We start from the raw sequence: 20,084 nt of genomic DNA on the forward strand, positions 1-20,084 counted from the left end.
GGCCTCGGGCGCCGGCGCCTCGGCCGGCGGCGCGGCCTCCTTCATGGCGGCGCGCAGGTCCGTATACTTGAACGCCTCGACGCGCCGGGTCGGCAGGCCGAGGGCCTCGAAGGTGCGGAACGCCTCCTCGCGGGCGATCGGCGTGCCCGGCACGTGCTTCGTCCGGGCGACCTCGAAGAGCCGGGTCAGGCCCGTCTCGGCGGAGGTGCGGAGCTTGGCGATCTCGGCCATGGCTCAGGCCGCCTCGTTGGTGCGGTACTCGGCGTAGCCGGACTCTTCGAGTTCCAGGGCCAGGTCCTTGCCGCCCGACTTCACGATCTGGCCCTTGGACATGACGTGGACGCTGTCGGGCACGATGTAGTTGAGCAGGCGCTGGTAGTGGGTGATCACCAGGAACGAGCGCCCTTGCGCGCGCAGGGTGTTCACGCCCCCGGAGACGACGCGCAGGGCATCGATGTCGAGGCCGGAATCGGTCTCGTCCAGCACGCAGAACTTCGGCTGGAGCAGCGCCATCTGCAGGATCTCCATGCGCTTCTTCTCGCCGCCGGAGAAGCCGACGTTGAGGGCGCGCTTGAGCATGTCCTTGTTGATCTCGAGGGTGTCGGCGGCCGCGTTCACCGCGCGGATGAAGTCGGGGGTCGAGAGATCGCCCTCGCCCCGCGCCCTGCGCTGCGCGTTGAGGCAGGCCTTGAGGAAGGTCATCGTGCCGACGCCGGGGATCTCCAGGGGGTACTGGAAGGCCAGGAACACGCCGGCGGCCGCCCGCGCGTCGGGGTCCATCTCCAGGATGTCCTGGCCGTCGAGGAGGATCTCGCCCTCCAGCACCTCGTAGTCGGGCTTGCCGGCGATGACGTAGGACAGGGTCGACTTGCCAGACCCGTTCGGGCCCATGATGGCGGCGACCTCGCCGTCCTTCACGGTGAGGTTGAGCCCGTTCAGGATGCGGTTGTCCTCGATCTGCACCACGAGGTTCTTGATTTCGAGCATGTTCGCGTAGTCCTGGAGATGGTGTTCGACGGTGGCCTGGAGCCGGTCCGTCAGAGAAATTTCCGGAGCGCGGCGATCACGGCGACGGCCGCCGCGATGATCGCCCCGGGCTTCACGGTCATCCGGAGTTCGCGTCCGACACCGATCCGTTCGACTCGCTGGACGACCGGAGGGTGTCGGACGCGTAGGTCATGGCCGTCGGGCTAACCCACCGAGCCTTCCAGGCTGATCGAGATCAGCTTCTGCGCCTCCACGGCGAACTCCATCGGCAGCTGCTGCAGCACGTCGCGGACGAAGCCGTTGACGATCAGCGCGGTCGCCTCCTCATTGGAGAGGCCGCGCTGCTGGCAGTAGAACATCTGGTCCTCGGAGATCTTCGAGGTGGTGGCCTCGTGCTCGAACACCGCGGACGCGTTCTTCGACTCGATGTAGGGCACGGTGTGCGCCCCGCACTGGTCGCCGATCAGCAGGCTGTCGCAGTTGGTGAAGTTGCGGGCGTTCCTGGCCTTCTTGTGCGCCGAGACGAGGCCCCGGTAGGTGTTCTGCGAGCGCCCGGCCGAGATGCCCTTCGAGATGATCCGGCTGCTGGTGTTCTTGCCCAGATGGATCATCTTGGTCCCGGAATCGACCTGCTGCATGCCGTTCGACACCGCGATCGAGTAGAACTCGCCGCGCGAGTTGTCGCCGCGCAGGATGCAGGACGGGTACTTCCAGGTGATCGCCGAGCCGGTCTCGACCTGCGTCCAGGAGATCTTCGAGTTGTCGCCGCGGCAATCGCCGCGCTTGGTCACGAAGTTGTAGATCCCGCCCCGGCCCTCGTTGTCGCCCGGATACCAGTTCTGGACGGTCGAGTACTTGATCTCGGCGTCCTCCAGGGCGACGAGCTCGACCACGGCCGCGTGGAGCTGGTTGTCGTCCCGCTTCGGGGCCGTGCAGCCCTCGAGGTAGGAGACGTAGGAGCCCTTGTCGGCGATGATCAGCGTGCGCTCGAACTGCCCGGTGTCGCGCTCGTTGATGCGGAAATAGGTCGACAGCTCCATCGGGCAGCGCACGCCCGGCGGGATGTAGACGAACGAGCCGTCCGAGAAGACGGCCGAGTTCAGGGTCGCGAAGAAGTTGTCCGTCACCGGCACGACCGAGCCGAGGTACTTCTTCACGAGGTCCGGGTACTCGCGGATGGCCTCGGAGATCGGCATGAAGATCACGCCGGCCTTCGACAGCTCGGCCTTGAACGTGGTCGCCACCGAGACGGAATCGAACACCGCGTCCACGGCCACCCGGCGCTCGGGGGCGATGCCCTCCAGCACCTCGACCTCACGCAAGGGGATGCCGAGCTTCTCGTAGGTCTTGAGGATCTCGGGGTCGATCTCGTCCAGCGACATCGCCGCAGGGCGCTTGGGCGCGGCGTAGTAGTAGATGTTGGCGTAATCGACCCGGTCGTAGGACACGCGGGCCCATTCCGGCTCCTTCATGGTGAGCCAGCGCTTGTAGGCGTCGAGGCGCCATTCCAGCATCCATTCCGGCTCGTCCTTCTTGGCCGAGATGAAGCGGACGACGTCCTCGGAGAGGCCCTTCTGGGACTTCTCCATCTCGATCACGGTCTCGAAGCCGTACTTGTACTGGTCGAGGTCGATCGAGCGGACCCGGTCGATGGTTTCCTGCACGGCAGGCATCAGCGTCTCCTGGCATCTCCGGCTTCAAGGACCGGGGACAGTTTTGCGGATGGCTTGGGGCGGGCGGCTCAGGCCGCCTCCCCACGCCGCTTATATAGGGTGTGGACGACCCGTTCGAAGGCGTCGAGAAAGCGCGGCACGTCGGCACCCTTCGAATTCCATCCGAGGCTGACGCGCAGCGCCCCTGCGGCGAGCGCAGGGCTCACCCCCATCGCCGCCAGCGCCGGCGAGCGCGCGACCTTGCCGGAGGCGCAGGCCGAGCCGGACGAGACCGCGATTCCGGCCAGATCCAAGGCGATCAGGGCGGTGGGCGCGTCGAGGCCGGGGACCGCGAAACTCGCGGTGTTCGGCAGCCGGGGCGCGCCGTCGCCGAACACGACCGCGTCGGGCGCCCGCTCCAGCACGCCGGCCTGCAGCGCGTCGCGCAGGGCGGAGAGACGCTCGCCCTCGATCGCCAGGCTCTCTCCCGCGATCTCGGCGGCCGCGCCCATGCCGACAAGGGCCGGCAGCGCCTCCGTGCCGCAGCGCAGGCGCGATTCCTGTCCGCCGCCGCGGAGGAAGGCGGCTTCGAGGGTCACGCCCTCGGCCAGCACCAGGGCGCCGACGCCCTTGGGGGCGGCGAACTTGTGGCCGGAGAGCGTCAGGGCGTCGAGGCCGAGGGCGTCGAAGTCCAGCGGCACCTTGCCCAGGGCCTGGACCGCGTCGCTGTGCACCAGGGCCCGTCCGTGGGCGCGGGCGAGGTCCACCACCGCGCGCAGGGGCTGCACCACGCCGGTCTCGTTGTTGGCCGCATGGACCGAGACCAGGACCGTCTCGTCCCGCAGGGCGTCGAGCCTCGCCGCCAGGGCGTCGAGGTCGATCAGCCCCGCGGAGGTTACGGGCAGAACCTCCACGGCCGTGTCCGGGAACCGGTGGCCGGCCGAGACGCAGGGGTGTTCGGTGGCGCCGATCAGGAGGCGGGTCGGGAGCGGCGTGCCGCGTCGCCGCAGTGCACCGGACAGCGCGGCGTTGGCCGCCTCGGTCCCGCCGCTGGTGAACACGACCCGCGCGGGCGCCGCGCCGACGAGGCGGCCCACCTGCTCACGGGCCTGCTCCAGGGCGGCACGGGCGGCGCGGCCCTCCGCATGCACCGAGGACGGGTTGCCCGGCAGCGCCAGCGCCCGCGCCACGGCGGCAGCCACCTCCGGACGGACGGGGGCTGTCGCGTTGTGGTCGAGATAGGCGCGGTCCAGGCTCATGCGTCGTCCATCGCTCGGGGGATGCGACATTTCCTTGCTTTGGCACCCGGTCGTCATGCTAAGGCGCGCGCTGGAAGCGCGTTCGTCCCGCCGGCCGGGATGGCTCGACCGGTGCGTCGCCGGCTGAGCCAGTACTTTTTAGAATGATTCTAATCGTCTAGAACTATTCTAAGAGGTCTTGTAAGTCGCGCGCCTGCCGAGTCAAGGCTGCCGCCGCCCGAGGACACCGCGCGAGCGGCCCGGCCGGCGTTCCGGCGGCCACAGGAGTTCGAGAGCCCATGCCAGAGGTCATCTTCACCGGTCCCGCCGGCCGCCTGGAGGGCCGTTATCAGGCCCCCAAGAAGCGCGGCGCGCCCATCGCCATCGTGCTGCACCCGCATCCCCAGTTCGGGGGCACGATGAACAATCAAATCGTGTACAATCTTTTCTACACCTTCGCCAACCGGGGCTTCGCGTCGCTGCGCTTCAACTTCCGCGGCGTGGGCCGGAGCCAGGGCGCCTTCGACCACGGGTCGGGGGAACTGTCGGATGCCGCCGCCGCCCTCGACTGGGTGCAGTCGGTCAACCCCGAGGCGAAGTCCTGCTGGATCGCGGGCGTGTCCTTCGGTTCCTGGATCGGGATGCAGCTGCTGATGCGCCGTCCGGAGATCGAGGGGTTCATCTCGATCGCGGCGATGGCCAACCGCTACGACTTCACCTTCCTCGCCCCCTGCCCGTCCTCGGGCCTGTTCGTGCACGGCTCGGAGGACCGGGTCGCGCCGGCCCGCGAGGTCATGCCGGTGATCGAGAAGGTGAAGACCCAGAAGGGCGTCATCATCGAGCACCAGATGGTCGAGGGCGCCAACCACTTCTTCGACGGCAAGGTCGAGGAACTGACGCAGACGGTGGACACGTATCTCGACAAGCGTCTGGGCAAGAAGGAAGAGGCTGTCTAGGTTCCGCCTTGTGCGGATCAAATTCGTGTAACGTAGGTCAAGGAAATTTTGATTTACGTTACATCGTTTATTGTATTAACATAAATATTATGCTAAATTTAAACATCTATCTACTTCCGTACCAGGATTGCATAAATTCGTTTCTTGGTAATGCGACAATGACCGGAGAAACGAAAACCTGATTTTCCTTTATGTCTATCCGTTTTACAACACCGAGGCCTGCAAAAGAGGCGCTGCCACTTCGAAAATCACAATAGGCGGTACTAGTCGTCACCCAAGCTGGATCATATGGAAATATGATTTTTATCTTAGAGATTTTAAAATAAAAATGTGGAGATTTATTTGGATCAAAATTAGCAAGAAGACTTGGGGCGACTGTTGTCCCTGCGTCGACGCCGTTTTTTGTGTAGCATCTCTGGTCGAAGCTAATCGTTTCGCCGATTATCTCATCGCTAGGTGGCATCAAATCGTGGATCGGAATAGCTTTTATGCTGGAAGTCGCGATCGAAGCTTCAAGGTGCCCACTCACAGGAGCTATTTGCATACCAAGGCCACGGAAACCTTTGGTGGAGTCCAGGCCTAGATTTTTCATGCTGTCAGCAATGTTTAATATCGTCGATAGGCGAGGAACATTTATGTATTGAGCATAATGTATTCGATGTAACCAGTCAGGACGAATGCGGCTATTTCGAAATAATAGCTGATCAGACGAGTTTTTCTCAGCGTCGAATTTCCATTGATTTAGAGTTGTGACCGAAAAATTTGCCCCACCACTTTTATCAACTAGCGTGGCGCAATTAGAACACAGCCATATCCCATTCTTTACACTACCGCGCTCCGCTTGGCTTTGGTGCGGATCGTATCTTGGCCCTCCCGGCGAAGCAGCCTTAATATGCGCAGCTACGCCAATAAGTGTGACGCCATCAGTTGTTGATTGATCTGCACCGATTGTGGGCGACTGACAGGAAGGCTGGGAACATAGATTGCCTGCGCGGTCTCTTAATGCCTGTATTGCCGCTTTAGAAAAATTATCACGGGTTGTTTTAAGCGAGGGCATGTATATAGCCTCTCATATCATCGAAAGATGATGATTATATACCATCATATAATTGCTTTTGCCACCACGGGCACGGCTGGTGCGCCTTCCCACTCCGAATGCGCGGGGATCGACTCGCCCTTCATCACGATGGTCAGCGGGCGCAGGCGCGCGTAGTCCCCGACCACGGTGTCGTAGAGTACCGTCGAGAAGGCGCCGACCGAGACGCCGCGGCCGACCACGACGCGGCCGACCTTCATGATCCGGTCCTCGTAGAGGTGGGTCTGGAGGGCCGAGACCCGGTTGATGGTGGCGAAGTCGCCGATCTCGACGCAGTCGAACTCGGTGATGTCGGTGGTGAGCATGCACACCCCCTGGCCCACCTTCACCCCGAACAGGCGCAGGGCCCAGGGCAGGAACGGCGTGCCCTGGAGGTGCTCCAGCAGCACCTTGCCGGCCAGGCCCCAATAGGCCACCGCGATCGCCTCGGTGCGCATCGCCCACCACGACCACATCGGCCGCATGCCGGGCTTGTAGACGCCCATCAGGAGCCACTTCATCGCGATGACCGCCGACGACTGGATCAGGGCGATGGCGAGGCTCACGACGACGAAGGAGACGGCCAAGCCCGTCCAGTCGCGCTCGAGGATGTTGGGGTAGAAGTACCAGTCGATCGCCGTGATCGCGAGGGTGATGTAGAGCATCGGCGAGAACGAGGTCGCGAAGGCCTCGAACACGCCGCGCCGCAGCTTGACCAGGGTGCCCGGCTCGTAGGTCTGCGCGTCCGAGCCGAGGTCGACCCGCTGCCGGGCCGGCAGGCGGATCGGGGGCGAGCCGAACCAGGTCTCGCCCTGCGCCATCGCCGCGTTGGCCGGCGGCTTCGACTTGATGCCGATCAGCACGTCGTCGGGGATGATCGCGCCCGGCGGCACCACCGCGTCGTTGCCCACGAACACCCGCGCGCCGGTGCTCACCGGCTCCAGGTGCATCCAGCCCCGGCGGACCTCCTCTTCGCCGTAGACCACCTCGTCGGCGATGAAGTTGCGGGGGCCCACGTCCGCGAGGTCGTGGCGGCTGCCGAGGTTGGTCGAGATCTCGGCGCCCTGCCCCATCCGGGCGCCCATGAGGCGATACCAGGCCCGCATGTAGATGGTGGCGAAGAGCGAGGAGAGCGTCTCCAGGGTGACTTCGGCGGCCAGCGCCACCGACCACTTGCGCAGGTAGAAGCCGGACCAGATCGAGTAGGTGCCCGAGCGCCGGCGCGGCAGCACGATCCAGCGGATGCCGGCGATCAGCAGCACGGTGCCGGCCGTCATCAGCATGGCGGTGGGCCACGTCAGCAGCGGCAGGTACCAGTGGTAGTCGACGTCGGTGAGGTCGCCCAGCGAATCGCTGATCTGGTCGAAGATGAAGAAGGCCGGGAAGATCGGCAGCAGGCCGACCGCCGGGATCGCGCCGAGCAGCAGGATGTAGATGCCCAGGAACCCGGCCCGGCGCAGGCCGGAGGCCGGCGCCTGCGCGGGCAGTTCGGACGGGTCGGCCATGCCGACCTTGCGGCCGGGGGAGCCGTCCCAGCGCTCGGCCGGGCCGACCCGGGTGCCGGTGGGTACGGTGGTGAGGTCGGCGATCTCGGCGTGGTCGCCGATCTCGGTGTCGTGGGAGATGACGCAGGAGGTGCCGACGGCCGCGTCCCGCCCGATGCTCACGGTGCCGATGACGAGCTCGTTGCCGACCACCTCCGCGTTGGCCACGACCAGGCGCCCGCCGAGAGAGGCGCCGTCGCCGATGCTGAGGAGGTCCGGCGCGCCGACCTCGATGTCGGAGATCAGGGTGTCGCGCCCGACCCTGGCCCCCATCAGCCGCAGGTAGATCGCGATGGCCGGCGAGCCCTGGAGCCACTTGACGTGGACCAGGGGGGCGAAGCGCTGGGCCAGCCACCAGCGGTAGTAGTAGACGCCCCAGAGGGGGTATCGGCCGGGCTTCGTCTTGCCGAGCACGATCCACTTGGCGGCCACCGCCACGCAGGCCGTCACCGCGTTGATGCCGACGTAGACGAGCAGCAGCACGCCCAGCTCGCCGAAGAAGCCGAGCCCGCCCCCGGTGAGCAGCAGGTAGGTGACGAAGATGCCGAGCCATTGCGAGGTGGCGAGCGCGATCACGATGGGCAGGGCCACGGCCTGGGCGAGGCCGCAGAGCGCCCGGCGCAGGAGCGGCGGCGCCTCGAAGCTCAGGTCGCGGATCGCGGCCTCGGTGCCGACGCCGCCCGAGCGCTCGATCAGCGCGTCGGCCATCGCCCGCAGGGTGCGCCGGGCGTAGAGGTCGGGCAGGGTGATGGCGGCCAGCGAGGGCGTCACGCGCACGGCCGAGACGAAGCGGGCGGCCAGCAGCGAGTGGCCGCCGAGGTCGGCGAAGAAGTCGCCCTCCAGGGGGATCGGCTGGTTGCCGAAGACCTGCTTGGCCGCGGCCAGCAGGGCCGCCTCGGTGTCGTTGGCGGGGGGCTCCTGCTCGCCGTCGGCGGCCACCACCGTCAGGGGGGCGATGCGCAGGGCCTTGCGGTCGACCTTGCCGGAGGTGAGGCGCGGCAGGCTCTCCACGCTCTCGAAATGGCCGGGCACCATGTAGGGGGGCATCTGCTCGGAGAGCGTCCGGCGGAGCGCGGCCTTGTCGACCGCACTCCCGCGCTCGGCGACCAGGAAGGCCACCAGCCGGTCGACCCCGTCGTCGGCGCGCAGGATCACGGCGGCCTGGTTGATGCCGGCCTGCGCCCGGATGCGCGACTCGATCTCGCCGAGTTCCACCCGGAAGCCGCGGATCTTGACCTGGTCGTCGATGCGGCCGTGGAACAGGATGTTGCCGTGGGCGTCGAGGGACACGGCGTCGCCCGAGCGGTACAGGACCGGGTCCGACCCGTCCGACGCGTAGGGGTTGGCCACGAATTTTTCGGCCGTCAGTTCCGGCCGCTTGAGATAGCCCTTGGCGACGCCCGGACCGCCGATCAGCAGTTCCCCCTGCTCGCCGTGGCCGAGGAGGTTCAGCCCCTCGTCGGCCACGTACACGGAATAGTTGGCGATCGGCCCGCCGATGGTGACGGGCTCGCCCGGCCGCATCGCGGCGGCGGTGGCCACCACCGTCGCCTCGGTCGGCCCGTAGGTGTTGAACAGGCTTCGCGTCCCGGTCGCCCAGCGGGCGACGAGCGGCTCGGGCAGCGCCTCGCCGCCCAGCAGCACGAGGCGGACGCTCGGCAGGTCGCCGGTGATCATGGCCAGCAGGGTCGGCACGGTGTCGAGCACCGTGATGCCGGCCGCATCGATGATGCCGGGCAGCGCCTCCACGTCGCCCATCATGGCGGGGCTTGCCACGAACAGGGTCGCACCCACCAGGTAGGGGACCCAGATCTCCTCCATCGAGAGGTCGAAGGCGACGCTGGCGCCCTGGAACACCACGTCGTCGGCGCGCATCCCGTAGAGGGCGTTTCCCGAGCGCAGGAAGTGGCAGATGTTGGCGTGGCTGATGACGATGCCCTTGGGCACGCCGGTCGAGCCCGAGGTGTAGATCAGGTAGGCCGGATGCGCCGGGGTCAGGCCGGCCGCGCGCGGGTCCGGCACCGGGGCGTCGGCCGGGGTGGCGGCCTCCAGCGCCTCAAGGGTCAGCGCCGGGGCGGCGTCGGGGGCATTCTCGGCGAGTGCAGGGGAGACCAGCAGCGCCTTGGCCGCCGCGTCCGTCAGGCAGATCCCGACGCGGTCGGCCGGGGCCTCGGCGTCGAAGGGCAGCCACGCGGCGCCGGACAGGGTGATGCCGATCTGCGCGATCAGCAGGTCGGGACCGCGCGCCATCCAGAGGCCGACCACGTCGCCGGGCCTGACGCCGCGATGGGCGAGGCCCGCCGCGATGCGTTTGGCCCGCGCGGCGACCTCGCCGTAGCTGAAGGCGGGATGGCTTCCGCCGGGCCCTATGACAGCGCCGTCGACCAGCGCCGGATGGTCCGCACGCGCGCTGGCGGATTCCAGAAAAATCTCGGCGAGCACCTCGTCGCGGATCAGGTCGGGGCGGTCGGGGCCGCGCAGATACGCCCGGTCCGAGGCGAGCGGCTCCCTCGTGCGCCGGCCGAATTCGGGCCGGGCCATCTCGGCGAGACTGCTCATCCGATGCTCCGCTGCCGGCCCCATGTTCGGCCGCATATCATGTCGGGGCCGTATACGCCCCCGATCGTGCCGTTATCGAGGCGAGGGCTTTCGGGACCGTAACGTCGGGCGCGACGGGGACCATCCCGTCCGCGACCGTACGGCGCGCGCTTGAACCGGGCTTGAACGGGCCGGTTCTTCAGGCCCAGCGCCAGCCGGCGGCATCGAGCACCAGGACCTCCCCCTGGCGGATGCCGATGCGGGGCGCGCCCCGCAGGTCGAGATGATCGCGGGCGACGAGCATGGCGCGGGCGACGCCCCCATGGGCCACCACCACGGTCGTGCGCGTCAGCCCGTCGATCACCGGCGCCACCCGCTCGGTGAGCATGGCGTAGCTCTCGGCGCCCGCGCCGGAGGGCTGGTAGTGCCAGCGGTTGCGGTCGCGCGCGGCGGCACCGCCCGGGTCCTTGCGGCGGATCTCGGCCCAGGTCAGCCCCTCCCAGGCGCCGAAATTGATCTCCTGGAGGCGCGGATCGGTCCGGTAATCCTCCGGCGGCAGGTCGAGGCGGGCGCGCAGGGTCTCCATGGTCTGCCGGGCGCGCGACAGGGGGCTCGCCATGAAGTCGGCCTCGGCGAGGGCGTCGCCCGCCAGCGCCCGCAGCCGGTCGGCCGCCATCCCGGCCTGGCGCAGGCCCAGCGCGTTCAGGGCGATGTCGCGCTGTCCCTGAAGGCGGCCTTCGGCGTTCCAGTCGGTCTGGCCGTGCCGGATGAAATAGATCGTCTGCACGCTACGCGGTCCCGGTCCCGTGGACGCGAGCGCGGCGGACCGCATCCTGCCGATCCCGTCCACGCCCACGCGCGCCTCTCTTGCTTGGTCATCGAGGCTAGGCCCGATCGATCGCAGGCCATAGAACAGTCTCATGACGAAGAAGCACGGCAAGCATCATCACGGCCATCTCGCGACAGCGTCCGGTGTGACAAAGTCGCCGGGCAGTTCCCACCCGGCGTCCGGCGGGGATTCAGACCCGGCCTCCCCGATCCGCCCTGCCGAGGGCATCCTGACGGTGCCGCCGGGCGAGCCGTTCGACCTCGCGGGCGTCGACGCGGATGCGGACGGCGGCCTGGACAAGGATTGGGCGAAGGAGGCGCTGCGGGAGCAGCGTGCCCGGATCGAGACCCTGCAGGAGCGGCTCTATGCCGAGCGCCGGCGCAGCCTGCTCCTCGTGTTCCAGGCCATCGATACCGGCGGCAAGGACGGCACCATCCGCGCCGTGCTCCAGGGGGTGAACCCGCAGGGCTGCACGGTCGCCTCCTTCAAGGTGCCGAGCACGGAGGAGATGGACCACGACTTCCTCTGGCGCTACCACCAGCGCACGCCCGGCCGCGGCATGATCGGCGTGTTCAACCGCAGCCATTACGAGGACGTGCTGGTGGTGCGGGTGAAGGGCCTCGTGCCGGACGCGGTCTGGCAGTCCCGCTACGGCCTCATCAACGATTTCGAGCGGCTGCTGGCGGTCTCCGGCACCACGGTCCTGAAGTTCTTCCTCCACATCTCGAAGGACGAGCAGAAGGCCCGGCTCCAGGCCCGCCTCGACGACCCGGAGAAGCACTGGAAGTTCGACCCGGCCGACCTCGTGGAGCGCAAGTCCTGGGACGCCTACCAGGCCGCCTTCGGCGACGCGCTGACCCGGTGCTCGACGCCCCACGCCCCCTGGCTCGTGGTGCCCGCCAACCGGAAGTGGTTCCGCAACCTCGTCATCGCCCGCACGATCGCCGACACCCTGGAGGCGATGGACCCGCAATTCCCGGAAGCCCCCAAGGGCATCGCGGACCTGACCGTGCCGGATTGAGGCCGTGTTCGGTTTCGAAACCGAAGTTGTTTCGTAAAAACCGACGTCCAGACACGATTATCCTACCGATTCCCCTCGTCCTGAGGTGCTGCGAAGCAGCCTCGAAGGAGCACTCCATTTATCGCGGCGATTCCTGGAGGGCTCCTTCGAGGCTTTCACTGCGTGAAAGCACCTCAGGATGAGGGGGATCGATAGGATTTGAAGATCGAACGGGCTCCGAGCGCAGCGGCGCGCCGCTCAATCCTTGTCGAGGCTGAGGTCGGGCGCCTCGGGGTTCTTCATGCCGACGACGTGGTAGCCCGCGTCGACGTGCAGGATCTCGCCGGTCATGCCGCGGGACATGTCGGAGATGAGGTAGGCCGCCGTCTCGCCGACCTCGTCGATCGTCACCGTGCGCCGCAGGGGGGCGTTGTACTCGTTCCACTTGAGGATGTAGCGGAAGTCGCCGATGCCGGAGGCCGCCAGCGTCTTGATCGGGCCGGCCGAGATCGCGTTCACGCGAATCTTCGAGGGGCCGAGGTCGGCGGCGAGATAGCGCACCGATGCCTCCAGCGCCGCCTTGGCCACACCCATGACGTTGTAGTGCGGCATCCACTTCTCGGCGCCGTAATAGGTCAGCGTCAGGAGGGAGCCGCCGTTCGTCATCAGCTTCTCGGCGCGCTGGGCCACGGCGGTGAACGAGTAGCAGGAGATCAGCAGCGACTTGGTGAAGTTGCCCTCCGAGGTCTCGATGTAGCGCCCGGTCAGCTCGTCCTTGTCGGAGAAGGCGATGCAGTGGATGACGAAGTCGATCCCGTCCGGGAAGACTTTGGCCGCCTGCGCGAACACCGCGTCGATCGAGGCCGGGTCGGTGACGTCGCAATGGCCGACGACGTGGGCGTCGAGTTCGCGCGCCAGGGGCTCGACGCGCTTCTTCAGGGCGTCGCCCTGGTAGGTGAAGGCGAGCTCGGCCCCGTGCGCGTGGGCGCTCTTGGCGATGCCCCAGGCGATGGAGCGGTTGTTGGCGACGCCGAGCACGATGCCGCGTTTGCCCGCGAGCAGGCCGGTCCCGCCCTTGCGAGCACCGCCACCGTCGCCTGCGTCGAGATCCGCCATGACACACCTGAGAGAGCCGCGGCGCCTGGACCGAGTGGCCCCCCGCCGGGGCGGATGGGCGTGTGCGCGCCGCGGGCCTCCTTAGCGGAGGCGGGACGGGGACGGAAGCCTCGCGCGTCTATCCCGGACAAACAACGGTCCCGGTCTCCGGTCCGCTGCCCCTATTCGGCCCGCGCCGCGCGGCGGCCCTTGGCGAACTCGGTCAGCGCCGAATCCTCTCCGGCCGGAAGGACGATCGCCGTCGTCGCGAGCAGGTCGCCGCGGGTGCCGTCCTTCTTCGGCAGGCCCTTGCCGCGCAGGCGGAAGGTCCGGCCCGAACTCGTCATCGGCGGCATCTTCATCTCGACGGCGCCGGTCAGGGTCGGCACGCGGATCGTGCCCCCGAGGATCGCGTCCTCCAGGGGCACGTCGACGGCCGCGCGCAGGTCCGCGCCCTCGACGGTGAAGCGGGGATGGGGCTGGATGCGGATCGTCAGCATCGCGTCGCCGGGCTCGGTGCGGGGGCCGCCCGGAGCCCCGAGGCCGCGCAGGCGGATGGTCTGGCCGTCGACCACGCCCTTGGGGATCATCACGTCGACCTCGCGGCCCGTGGGCAGGACGAGGCGCAGCTTCTCCTCGCTGGCGACCTGCTCCAGGCCGACGTTCAGCTCGGCCGCCACGTCCTCGCCGCGGGCCGGGCCGCGCTGGCCGCCCGCGGGCCCGGCGCCGCCCGCCCGGAACGCCTCGCCGAACAGGGTCGAGAAGATGTCCTCGCCCATCCCGCCGCCGCCGCCCATGCCACCTGCCGGGCCCCGGCCGCGGCCGGCCTGCTCGAACCCGAACCCGCCGGCACGCCCGCCGCCGAAGCCCCCCGGAAAGCCCTCGAATCCGGACGCGCGGGGCCGCCCGTCGGCGTCGATCTCGCCGCGGTCGAACTGCTTGCGCTTGTCGGCGTCGCCGACGATCTCGTAGGCGGAATTCGCCTCGGCGAAGCGGTCCTTCGCCTTGGCGTCGTCCTTGTTGCGGTCGGGGTGGTAGGTCTTGGCGGCCCGGCGGTAGGCCTTCTTGATCTCGGCCTCGCTCGCGCCCTTGGGGACGCCCAGCACCTCGTAGGGATTACGCATCGATCTCTTGAGCTTTGCTGCCTCGCGCCCTCACCGGATCGGCTTGGCCCGATCCGGGATGTGGGTCGCGTGTTGCATCTCTGCAACGTTGTCATCCGCAAAACTCTGCCCAACGCAGGCCCGCGTCAAGCGGGGTCAAGTCGGCTTCCCGGCCCGCAGGCGCTTGAGTTCCCACGCGCCGCCGGAGGGCCGGCAGCCGGTGCCGCGCACGAACCGGCTGCGCTCGGGGGCGATCACGGAGGCCAGGAAGTCGCGGCAGATCAGGTCGTCGGCCACGTAGGGCAGCCCGGTCGGGTTGACCGAGCCGCGCAGGCCCGATTCCGGGTTGTCCCACTTCACCGGGCGGCCGTTGCCCTGCGGATCGAGGGCGACGCCCAGCGCCGCATGCGCCCGCCGCCAATCCTCGTCGCCGAGGTCCGCGCCGAAGCTCACGGGACGCTTGGCGATGCTGCCCGTCACCGCGGGCTCCTCGGTGATCGCGGCCGCCACCGGCTTCACCTCCGGCTCGCTGCGGAAGACCAGCAGGGGCTGGCTGCAGCCGCACAGCGCGAGCACGACGACCGCGACCGGGACGGTGCCGCGCGAGAGAAGGAAGCCGGCAGCATGGAGAAGGCCGTGACCGGCCGGGCCTTTACAGTCGCGTCGACGCATTACACCTGAACCCAACGACGATGTGAGGCATAACGAGCGTACCCCGCATCGGTGCCCCCGACCCGGATGTCACGGACAAGGATTAAGCGGTGGACCAGTTAAGGATCGATGATTCCATCGTGCACGATGGAGCGGCCGCCGACTTCACCCTGAGCGACGATCCCTGGGCGCTGTTCTCCGCCTGGATGGCGCAGGCCGAGGCGTCCGAGCCAGAGGATGCCAACGCCATGGCGCTGGCCACCACCGGGTCCGACGGCCTGCCAGACGTGCGCATGGTGCTCCTCAAGGGCGCCGACGCACGCGGCTTCGTGTTCTACACCAACGTCGAATCCGCCAAGGGCGAGGAACTGGCGCAGAACCCGCAGGCCGCCCTGGTGCTGCACTGGAAGAGCCTGCGCCGGCAGATCCGCGCCCGCGGCCCGGTGTCGCGCGTGACCGCCGCGGAGGCGGACGCGTATTTCGAGAGCCGCCACCGCGACAGCCGCATCGGCGCCCTGGCGAGCCGCCAGTCCAGCCCGCTGGCCTCCCGCGCCGCGCTGATGGCGGAGGTGCAGGATCTCTCCGCCCGCTACGAGGACGGCCCCGTGCCCCGGCCCGAGCGCTGGACGGGGTTCCGGATCGCGCCGGTGGCGATCGAGTTCTGGCAGAACGGGGATTTTCGCCTGCACGACCGCGTGCGCTTCACCCGCGACGGCGCGGGCTGGAGCCGGGCGCGGCTGTATCCCTAGGCCCGAGCATCGGCCCGAAAAGTCGAGGCCGGTTTTGGGAAAAGCCGATGCGTTTCAAGGAATCAGCGGCTTGAGCGGGGGCGGCGCGCCGTCCGGCACGGCGGTGCGCGCCATGTTCATCGTCATCGCGAGCAGCGCGTAATAGCCGTTGATGCCGGCCAGATCGATCGCACCCTGCTCGCCGAAGCGCGCGACGACGGCGGCGTAGGTCGGATCGCTCACCGCCCGGTTGCGCATCAGTTCCGTCGAGAAGGCGTAGGCCAGGGCCTGGTCGGGCGTCATGGCGTCCGGCCGGCGGCCCTCGGCGATCGCCTCGGTCACGGCCGGGTCGACGCCGGCCTTCAGGGCGATCGGGTGGTGGATCTGCCATTCGAGCTGCTGGCTCCACTCCCGCGCCACGAGGAGGATCGTGAACTCGCTGATCTCCAGGGGGATCACGCTGCCGTAGCGCAGGTAGAGACCCATGGTGCTGGCGGTCAGCATGAACTCGGGGCTGCGCAGCAGGGGCACGAAGGGGCCGAAGACCGGAATCTTGCGGGCGGCCAGGAACGCTTCGCTCGCCGCCACCTGTGCGTCCGTGAGTTGGTCTTCGGGAATGACCGGCATCCGGTCTGCGGGGCGTGGCACGTCCGACATCGATGGGTCCTCCGGCGTCGTGGCCTGATCGCGGGACCTGGGGCCTCGGGTCAAGGGCCGGCCTCCGCCGTCCGTTGCTGCGGCGCGGCAGCGACCCTGGATTTCCGCACCCGCTGCGCTTAGACCGGAGCGTGTATCGGCGTCAGGCGTCCCGCGTCCCGCGGAGCCTCGTCCGGATCGAAACGAGGCACGGCCTTGGCCACTACCGGCAACGAACGACGCCGCGTCATGCTGCTCACGGGTGCGAGCCGCGGCATCGGCCACGCCACCGTCAAGCGCTTCTCCGCGGCGGGCTGGCGCGTCATCACCTGCTCGCGCCATCCCTTCCCGGAGAACTGCCCCTGGGAGATGGGCCCCGAGGACCACCTCCAGGTCGACCTCGCCGACGCCGAGGACACGGTGCGCGGCGTGCGCGAGGTGGCCGAGCGCCTGGGCGCGGAGGGCGGGCTGCTGCACGCGCTGGTCAACAACGCCGGCATCTCGCCCAAGGGCCCCGGTGGTGCGCGCCTGAACGGGCTCGCCACGCAATTTGCCGACTGGCAGCGGGTGTTCCAGGTCAACTTCTTCGCCACCATCCTGCTGGCGCAGGGGCTGCGGGACGAACTCGCCCGCGCCAAGGGCTCCATCGTCAACGTCACCTCGATCGCCGGCTCGCGGGTCCACCCCTTCGCGGGCGCGGCCTACGGCACCTCGAAGGCGGCCTTGGCCGGCCTCACCCGGGAGCTGGCCGCCGATTTCGGGCCGCTCGGCGTGCGCGTCAACGCGATCTCGCCCGGCGAGATCGACACCGCGATCCTGTCGCCCGGCACCGAGAAGATGGTCGAGCAGATCCCGCAACGGCGCCTGGGCACCCCGGACGAGGTGGCCAAGGCGATCTACTTCCTGTGCACCGAGGCCTCCTCCTACGTGAACGGGGCCGAGCTGCACATCAACGGCGGGCAGCATGTGTGAGTGGAAGGCGCCGCTCCTCCTGGGGCTGCTCCTGACCGCCACCCCCGCCGCCGCCGCCGCCGAACCGGCTTTCGTGCTCCTCGACCTGCCCTTCAAGGTCGCGCACATGCGCGGGCCCCGCAGCGAGGTCGCGGTCTCGGTCGCCACCTCCGGCTTGCTTGCGACGGCCGGGCGCAAGTCCTCCGTCCCGAACCCGGCGGACGGGGACGAGGAGAGCGCGCCCATCGTCGTGGTCTGGGGCGAGGGCGGCGGCGCGGCGCTGGCCCTCGTGGACGGGGCGATCCGCACCACGCTGATCGGCGCCGAGGCGATCGAGGGGTTGTCCGCCTCCGAGACCCCGCGCGGCGCCCTGCCCGGCTCCCGCCGGGCGCTGGCCGGCCCCTTGAGCGCCTACCTCACCGGGGCGACGCGGGCTGCAGGCGGCCTGCCGGGGGCGGCCGGGCTCACCATCCGCGAGCGCCGGCCGATGGCGGTCAGCACAGACCCAAAGCCCGTCCCGATCTCCACGATCACGGTCCCGGCGGGTGCGGAAGCCGTGTTTGCGTCGTTCCGGCCGCGCGCCCTGCGGCTCTCCGGCCGTCCGGTCTTCGCCGCCGCCACCCTGAACGGGGCGGCCGCCTCCGGGTTCGTCCTGGTCGGGCGCCAGGGCGAGGGCCCCGAGGCCGGCTGGAGCGTCGTCGCGCGCACGCCCCCGCAGGAGGGCACGCCTGCCCGGATCGCGGGAATCGCCGATTTCACCGGCGCCGGCGCGCCGCAGGTCGCCCTGGTCAAGGGCGCGGCCGGGGCCGGCACCCTCCAGCTCTGGTCGCTCGGGACCGGGTCCCCGACCCTGTCCGGCGAGGCGGCGGGCTATCTCGGGGGCCCGGGCGACGCGGACCTCGCAGCGACCGTCGAGCCCGAGCGCGGCGGCCTGCCGGACCTCGCCCTGCCCTCCGCGGACGGGCAGGCGCTCGCCGTCGTGGCGATGAAGGGCGGCCTGCATGATCGCCTGCGGGTGCCGCTGCCGGCACCGGCCGCCACCGGAGTGGCCAGCCTCGGCGCGGGCGGCGGGGCGCGCGTTCTGGTCGGACTCGCCGATGGCCGCGTCGCCGTGGTGTCCCTCGACGGGGCCAAGCCGTGAGCACGACGGACGCGCGCACCTTCCCGACGCGCCCCTTCGTCGGCGCCTCGATCGCGGTGATCCGCGGCGAGCGCGTGCTGCTGGCCGCCCGGGCCAACGAGCCGATGCGCGGGGTCTGGACCCTGCCCGGCGGCCTGGTCGAGGCCGGCGAGGCCCTGGCCGAGGCGGCGCTGCGCGAGTTGCGCGAGGAGGTCGGCCTGGAGGCCAAGGTCGTCGGCGTGCTCGCGCCCACAGAGATCATCCAGCGCGACGCGGAGGGCCGCGTGCGCCACCATTACGTGGTCCATCCCCACGCCGCCCTCTGGTGCGGGGGCGAGCCCACGGCCGGCCCCGAGGCCCTGGCCGTGCGCTGGGTCCGCCTCCACGAGATTGCCGACCTGGAGACCACGCCGGGCCTCGCCGGGACCCTGGCCGAGGCCTTCGCCCGCGCCACCCCGGAGCAAGCGGCGTGAGGGTCCGCTCGGCCTTCGCCGCCGGCCTGTGCCTGCTGGTTGCCGCAGGCCCCCTCGCGCCGGCCGTGGCGCAGCAGCGTGGCGGCGCGCGCACCGCCCCCAAGCCCACCGAGAAGGAACCGCCCGCCCCGCCGCCGGAGCAGCCTGCCCCCTACGACCGCGACCTGATGCGCCTGTCCGAGATCATCGGTTCACTGGCTTTCCTGCGGGGCCTCTGTGCCACTGCGGATGCGGGGCAATGGCCGGCCCGGATGAAGGCCCTGATCGAGGCCGAGGGCATCACCCCCGCCCGCCGGGATCGGCTCGCCGGCGCCTACAACCGGGGCTATCGCGGCTACGCCCTCACCTACCGGGTCTGCACGCCCTCCGCCCACGAGGCGGCGGGCCGCTTCGTCACCGAGGGCGAACGCCTGTCCCATGCCCTTGCCGGCCGGTTCGGCGGCTGAGCGAAGCCGAAATCCGCATCGCGACGCGATCGAACGGATTTCGGATGATGCATTTGCGGTACAGCGACCGGCCATCCCGGAAATCCGTCGAATTCGCGCGTCCGCGTTAACCGCTTCGCAATTACCGGCTGGCCGAGCCCGAATGAGCCGCCTATCATCCTCTCCGTCCGCCGGGCCTTCAACCCGGCGCAACGGATACGGCGTGCCATGCAGAACACCTCTCAGACCGCTCCCTTCGAGGCCGACGTGGAGGAGAAGCGCGTCGCCTTGAGCTACGTCTCGGAGGCCTTCGCCGAAGGCTGTCTCGACGGGCTCGACGGCGACTGCATGGCCCAGGCCGCCCTGTTCGCAGCCTTCCAGGAACTCGTCGCGACCTACGGCGAGGAAGCCACCGCCCGTTACGCCGAAGGTTTCCCGGACCGCATCCGCGGCGGCGGCTTCACCACCGCGCTCCAGCATTGAGATTCAGTTCGGCATCGAAAATCGGGCCTTAGCCAAAATATCGGCGCATCGAACGGCCCGTCTCAATAGTATCCTCATCCTGAGGTGCTTGTGCGCAGCGCAAGCTATGACGGAAACCTCCAGAAATCTCTGCGATGACTGGAGGGCTCCTTCGAGGCTGCTTCGCAGCGCCTCGGGATGAGGCGATGGGTCGGATTTCGGTCTATTATACCAAACCTCGATGAGGATGACGCATCGAGGCTTGGCCCCCGCGACTGCGGGGCGTCGGTCGTCCGCCGGACCTCATAGGTTATGACCGATGAGAGTTGGTATGCCGCGACCTTGACGGATTCCGGCACGAACTCGTCCCTCCCCTGCAAAGGCTGCCGGACCCACACATTGTCGGCTGCCGGATAAGCCTCTGTTCCGGAACGCGGTTTCCCCTCCCCCTTGTGGGGAGGGGTCAGGGGTGGGGGTGGTTCAGGATCGAGCGGTGCGTTGCCTTCTGCACCACCCCCACCTCCGGCTCCTCCCCACAAGGGGGAGGAGAGGCCCGCGGTCGGGCCAGGGCACGTCCTGAAAACGATGTGTGAATACGATAGCCTCTGCGGGGGAGGGTGG

At 68.9% G+C, this 20,084-nt stretch carries 18 protein-coding genes and 1 pseudogene; 8 read left to right on the plus strand and 11 right to left on the minus strand.

Annotation, left to right across the window (positions count from 1 at the left end; all coding sequences use genetic code 11):
* The 4 genes and pseudogenes from COGEMETH_RS13560 to COGEMETH_RS13575 all read right to left on the minus strand — a co-directional run.
* Positions 1-231, minus strand: a pseudogene (locus COGEMETH_RS13560) (Fe-S cluster assembly protein SufD); the annotation flags it as partial.
* Between the two features lie 3 nt (positions 232-234).
* Positions 235-987 (minus strand): Fe-S cluster assembly ATPase SufC, encoded by a 753-nt coding sequence (sufC, locus tag COGEMETH_RS13565; protein WP_238183174.1) that lies wholly within the window; start codon positions 985-987, stop codon positions 235-237.
* 203 nt (positions 988-1,190) lie between these two features.
* Positions 1,191-2,660: a Fe-S cluster assembly protein SufB gene (gene sufB, locus COGEMETH_RS13570; RefSeq protein WP_238183175.1), complete on the minus strand. Its 1,470-nt coding sequence runs from the start codon at positions 2,658-2,660 to the stop codon at positions 1,191-1,193.
* 68 nt (positions 2,661-2,728) lie between these two features.
* Positions 2,729-3,898 (minus strand): cysteine desulfurase family protein, encoded by a 1,170-nt coding sequence (locus tag COGEMETH_RS13575; protein ID WP_238183176.1) that lies wholly within the window; start codon positions 3,896-3,898, stop codon positions 2,729-2,731.
* Positions 3,899-4,176: 278 nt separating this feature from the next.
* Between COGEMETH_RS13575 and COGEMETH_RS13580 the strand changes: the two genes are divergently transcribed.
* A complete protein-coding gene (locus COGEMETH_RS13580) occupies positions 4,177-4,833 on the plus strand; it encodes an alpha/beta hydrolase (protein WP_238183177.1) in 657 nt (218 codons plus the stop codon).
* A 106-nt stretch (positions 4,834-4,939) separates the two neighbouring features.
* Here the strand turns inward: COGEMETH_RS13580 and COGEMETH_RS13585 are convergent, their stop codons facing one another.
* The 3 genes from COGEMETH_RS13585 to COGEMETH_RS13595 form a co-directional block, all read right to left on the minus strand.
* Positions 4,940-5,890 (minus strand): hypothetical protein, encoded by a 951-nt coding sequence (locus tag COGEMETH_RS13585; protein ID WP_238183178.1) that lies wholly within the window; start codon positions 5,888-5,890, stop codon positions 4,940-4,942.
* Between the two features lie 44 nt (positions 5,891-5,934).
* Positions 5,935-10,011: a Pls/PosA family non-ribosomal peptide synthetase gene (locus tag COGEMETH_RS13590; protein WP_238183179.1), complete on the minus strand. Its 4,077-nt coding sequence runs from the start codon at positions 10,009-10,011 to the stop codon at positions 5,935-5,937.
* A gap of 178 nt (positions 10,012-10,189) precedes the next feature.
* On the minus strand, positions 10,190-10,777 hold the full coding sequence (locus COGEMETH_RS13595) for a histidine phosphatase family protein (protein ID WP_238183180.1): 588 nt from the start codon (positions 10,775-10,777) through the stop codon (positions 10,190-10,192).
* 133 nt (positions 10,778-10,910) lie between these two features.
* Here COGEMETH_RS13595 and COGEMETH_RS13600 point away from each other — a divergent pair, with 133 nt between their 5' ends.
* The gene (locus COGEMETH_RS13600; protein WP_238183181.1) at positions 10,911-11,840 is read left to right on the plus strand and encodes a polyphosphate kinase 2 family protein; all 930 of its coding nucleotides are present in this window, start codon (positions 10,911-10,913) and stop codon (positions 11,838-11,840) included.
* 237 nt (positions 11,841-12,077) lie between these two features.
* On the opposite strand, the gene fabI is transcribed toward COGEMETH_RS13600, so the two are convergent.
* The 3 genes from fabI to COGEMETH_RS13615 all read right to left on the minus strand — a co-directional run bounded on the left by fabI (position 12,078) and on the right by COGEMETH_RS13615 (position 14,689).
* Positions 12,078-12,935, minus strand: a complete 858-nt coding sequence (fabI, locus tag COGEMETH_RS13605) for an enoyl-ACP reductase FabI (RefSeq protein ID WP_238183182.1) — start codon at positions 12,933-12,935, stop codon at positions 12,078-12,080.
* Between the two features lie 161 nt (positions 12,936-13,096).
* A complete protein-coding gene (locus tag COGEMETH_RS13610) occupies positions 13,097-14,038 on the minus strand; it encodes a DnaJ C-terminal domain-containing protein (protein ID WP_238183183.1) in 942 nt (313 codons plus the stop codon).
* 135 nt (positions 14,039-14,173) lie between these two features.
* Complete coding sequence (locus COGEMETH_RS13615) at positions 14,174-14,689, minus strand: RT0821/Lpp0805 family surface protein (RefSeq protein ID WP_238183184.1); 516 nt, start codon at positions 14,687-14,689, stop codon at positions 14,174-14,176.
* Between the two features lie 89 nt (positions 14,690-14,778).
* On the opposite strand from COGEMETH_RS13615, the gene pdxH reads away from it, so the two are divergent.
* Entirely contained in the window at positions 14,779-15,417 is a 639-nt protein-coding gene (gene pdxH, locus COGEMETH_RS13620; protein WP_373875365.1) for a pyridoxamine 5'-phosphate oxidase, read from the plus strand.
* A gap of 54 nt (positions 15,418-15,471) precedes the next feature.
* Here the strand turns inward: pdxH and COGEMETH_RS13625 are convergent, their stop codons facing one another.
* Positions 15,472-16,053, minus strand: coding sequence for a carboxymuconolactone decarboxylase family protein (locus COGEMETH_RS13625; RefSeq protein WP_238183185.1), 582 nt, complete (start codon positions 16,051-16,053; stop codon positions 15,472-15,474).
* 228 nt (positions 16,054-16,281) lie between these two features.
* Between COGEMETH_RS13625 and COGEMETH_RS13630 the strand changes: the two genes are divergently transcribed.
* The 5 genes from COGEMETH_RS13630 to COGEMETH_RS13650 all read left to right on the plus strand — a co-directional run bounded on the left by COGEMETH_RS13630 (position 16,282) and on the right by COGEMETH_RS13650 (position 19,484).
* Entirely contained in the window at positions 16,282-17,004 is a 723-nt protein-coding gene (locus tag COGEMETH_RS13630) for an SDR family NAD(P)-dependent oxidoreductase (protein WP_238183191.1), read from the plus strand.
* A complete protein-coding gene (locus COGEMETH_RS13635; protein ID WP_238183186.1) occupies positions 16,997-18,124 on the plus strand; it encodes a hypothetical protein in 1,128 nt (375 codons plus the stop codon). Before COGEMETH_RS13630 ends, COGEMETH_RS13635 begins: the two co-directional genes overlap by 8 nt.
* Positions 18,121-18,576: an NUDIX hydrolase gene (locus COGEMETH_RS13640; RefSeq protein WP_238183187.1), complete on the plus strand. Its 456-nt coding sequence runs from the start codon at positions 18,121-18,123 to the stop codon at positions 18,574-18,576. The genes COGEMETH_RS13635 and COGEMETH_RS13640 overlap by 4 nt, the downstream gene beginning before the upstream one ends.
* A complete protein-coding gene (locus COGEMETH_RS13645; RefSeq protein ID WP_238183188.1) occupies positions 18,573-19,022 on the plus strand; it encodes a TIGR02301 family protein in 450 nt (149 codons plus the stop codon). The genes COGEMETH_RS13640 and COGEMETH_RS13645 overlap by 4 nt, the downstream gene beginning before the upstream one ends.
* Before the next feature lie 207 nt (positions 19,023-19,229).
* A complete protein-coding gene (locus COGEMETH_RS13650; RefSeq protein ID WP_238183189.1) occupies positions 19,230-19,484 on the plus strand; it encodes a hypothetical protein in 255 nt (84 codons plus the stop codon).
* Positions 19,485-20,084: the final 600 nt, after the last annotated feature.

Origin of the sequence: Methylobacterium trifolii (assembly GCF_022179685.1) — a bacterium.
In the GTDB taxonomy this organism is placed as follows: domain Bacteria; phylum Pseudomonadota; class Alphaproteobacteria; order Rhizobiales; family Beijerinckiaceae; genus Methylobacterium; species Methylobacterium trifolii.

What these genes read in the sequence shown, in the direction of transcription:
- sufC (WP_238183174.1), bottom strand. Translation starts at nt 987, where the DNA reads ATGCTCGAAATCAAGAACCTCGTGGTGCAGATCGAGGACAACCGCATC.
- sufB (WP_238183175.1), bottom strand. Translation starts at nt 2,660, where the DNA reads ATGCCTGCCGTGCAGGAAACCATCGACCGGGTCCGCTCGATCGACCTC.
- COGEMETH_RS13575 (WP_238183176.1), bottom strand. Translation starts at nt 3,898, where the DNA reads ATGAGCCTGGACCGCGCCTATCTCGACCACAACGCGACAGCCCCCGTC.
- COGEMETH_RS13580 (WP_238183177.1), top strand. Translation starts at nt 4,177, where the DNA reads ATGCCAGAGGTCATCTTCACCGGTCCCGCCGGCCGCCTGGAGGGCCGT.
- COGEMETH_RS13585 (WP_238183178.1), bottom strand. Translation starts at nt 5,890, where the DNA reads ATGCCCTCGCTTAAAACAACCCGTGATAATTTTTCTAAAGCGGCAATA.
- COGEMETH_RS13590 (WP_238183179.1), bottom strand. Translation starts at nt 10,011, where the DNA reads ATGAGCAGTCTCGCCGAGATGGCCCGGCCCGAATTCGGCCGGCGCACG.
- COGEMETH_RS13600 (WP_238183181.1), top strand. Translation starts at nt 10,911, where the DNA reads ATGACGAAGAAGCACGGCAAGCATCATCACGGCCATCTCGCGACAGCG.
- fabI (WP_238183182.1), bottom strand. Translation starts at nt 12,935, where the DNA reads ATGGCGGATCTCGACGCAGGCGACGGTGGCGGTGCTCGCAAGGGCGGG.
- COGEMETH_RS13610 (WP_238183183.1), bottom strand. Translation starts at nt 14,038, where the DNA reads ATGCGTAATCCCTACGAGGTGCTGGGCGTCCCCAAGGGCGCGAGCGAG.
- COGEMETH_RS13615 (WP_238183184.1), bottom strand. Translation starts at nt 14,689, where the DNA reads ATGCGTCGACGCGACTGTAAAGGCCCGGCCGGTCACGGCCTTCTCCAT.
- COGEMETH_RS13625 (WP_238183185.1), bottom strand. Translation starts at nt 16,053, where the DNA reads ATGTCGGACGTGCCACGCCCCGCAGACCGGATGCCGGTCATTCCCGAA.
- COGEMETH_RS13630 (WP_238183191.1), top strand. Translation starts at nt 16,282, where the DNA reads ATGCTGCTCACGGGTGCGAGCCGCGGCATCGGCCACGCCACCGTCAAG.
- COGEMETH_RS13635 (WP_238183186.1), top strand. Translation starts at nt 16,997, where the DNA reads ATGTGTGAGTGGAAGGCGCCGCTCCTCCTGGGGCTGCTCCTGACCGCC.
- COGEMETH_RS13650 (WP_238183189.1), top strand. Translation starts at nt 19,230, where the DNA reads ATGCAGAACACCTCTCAGACCGCTCCCTTCGAGGCCGACGTGGAGGAG.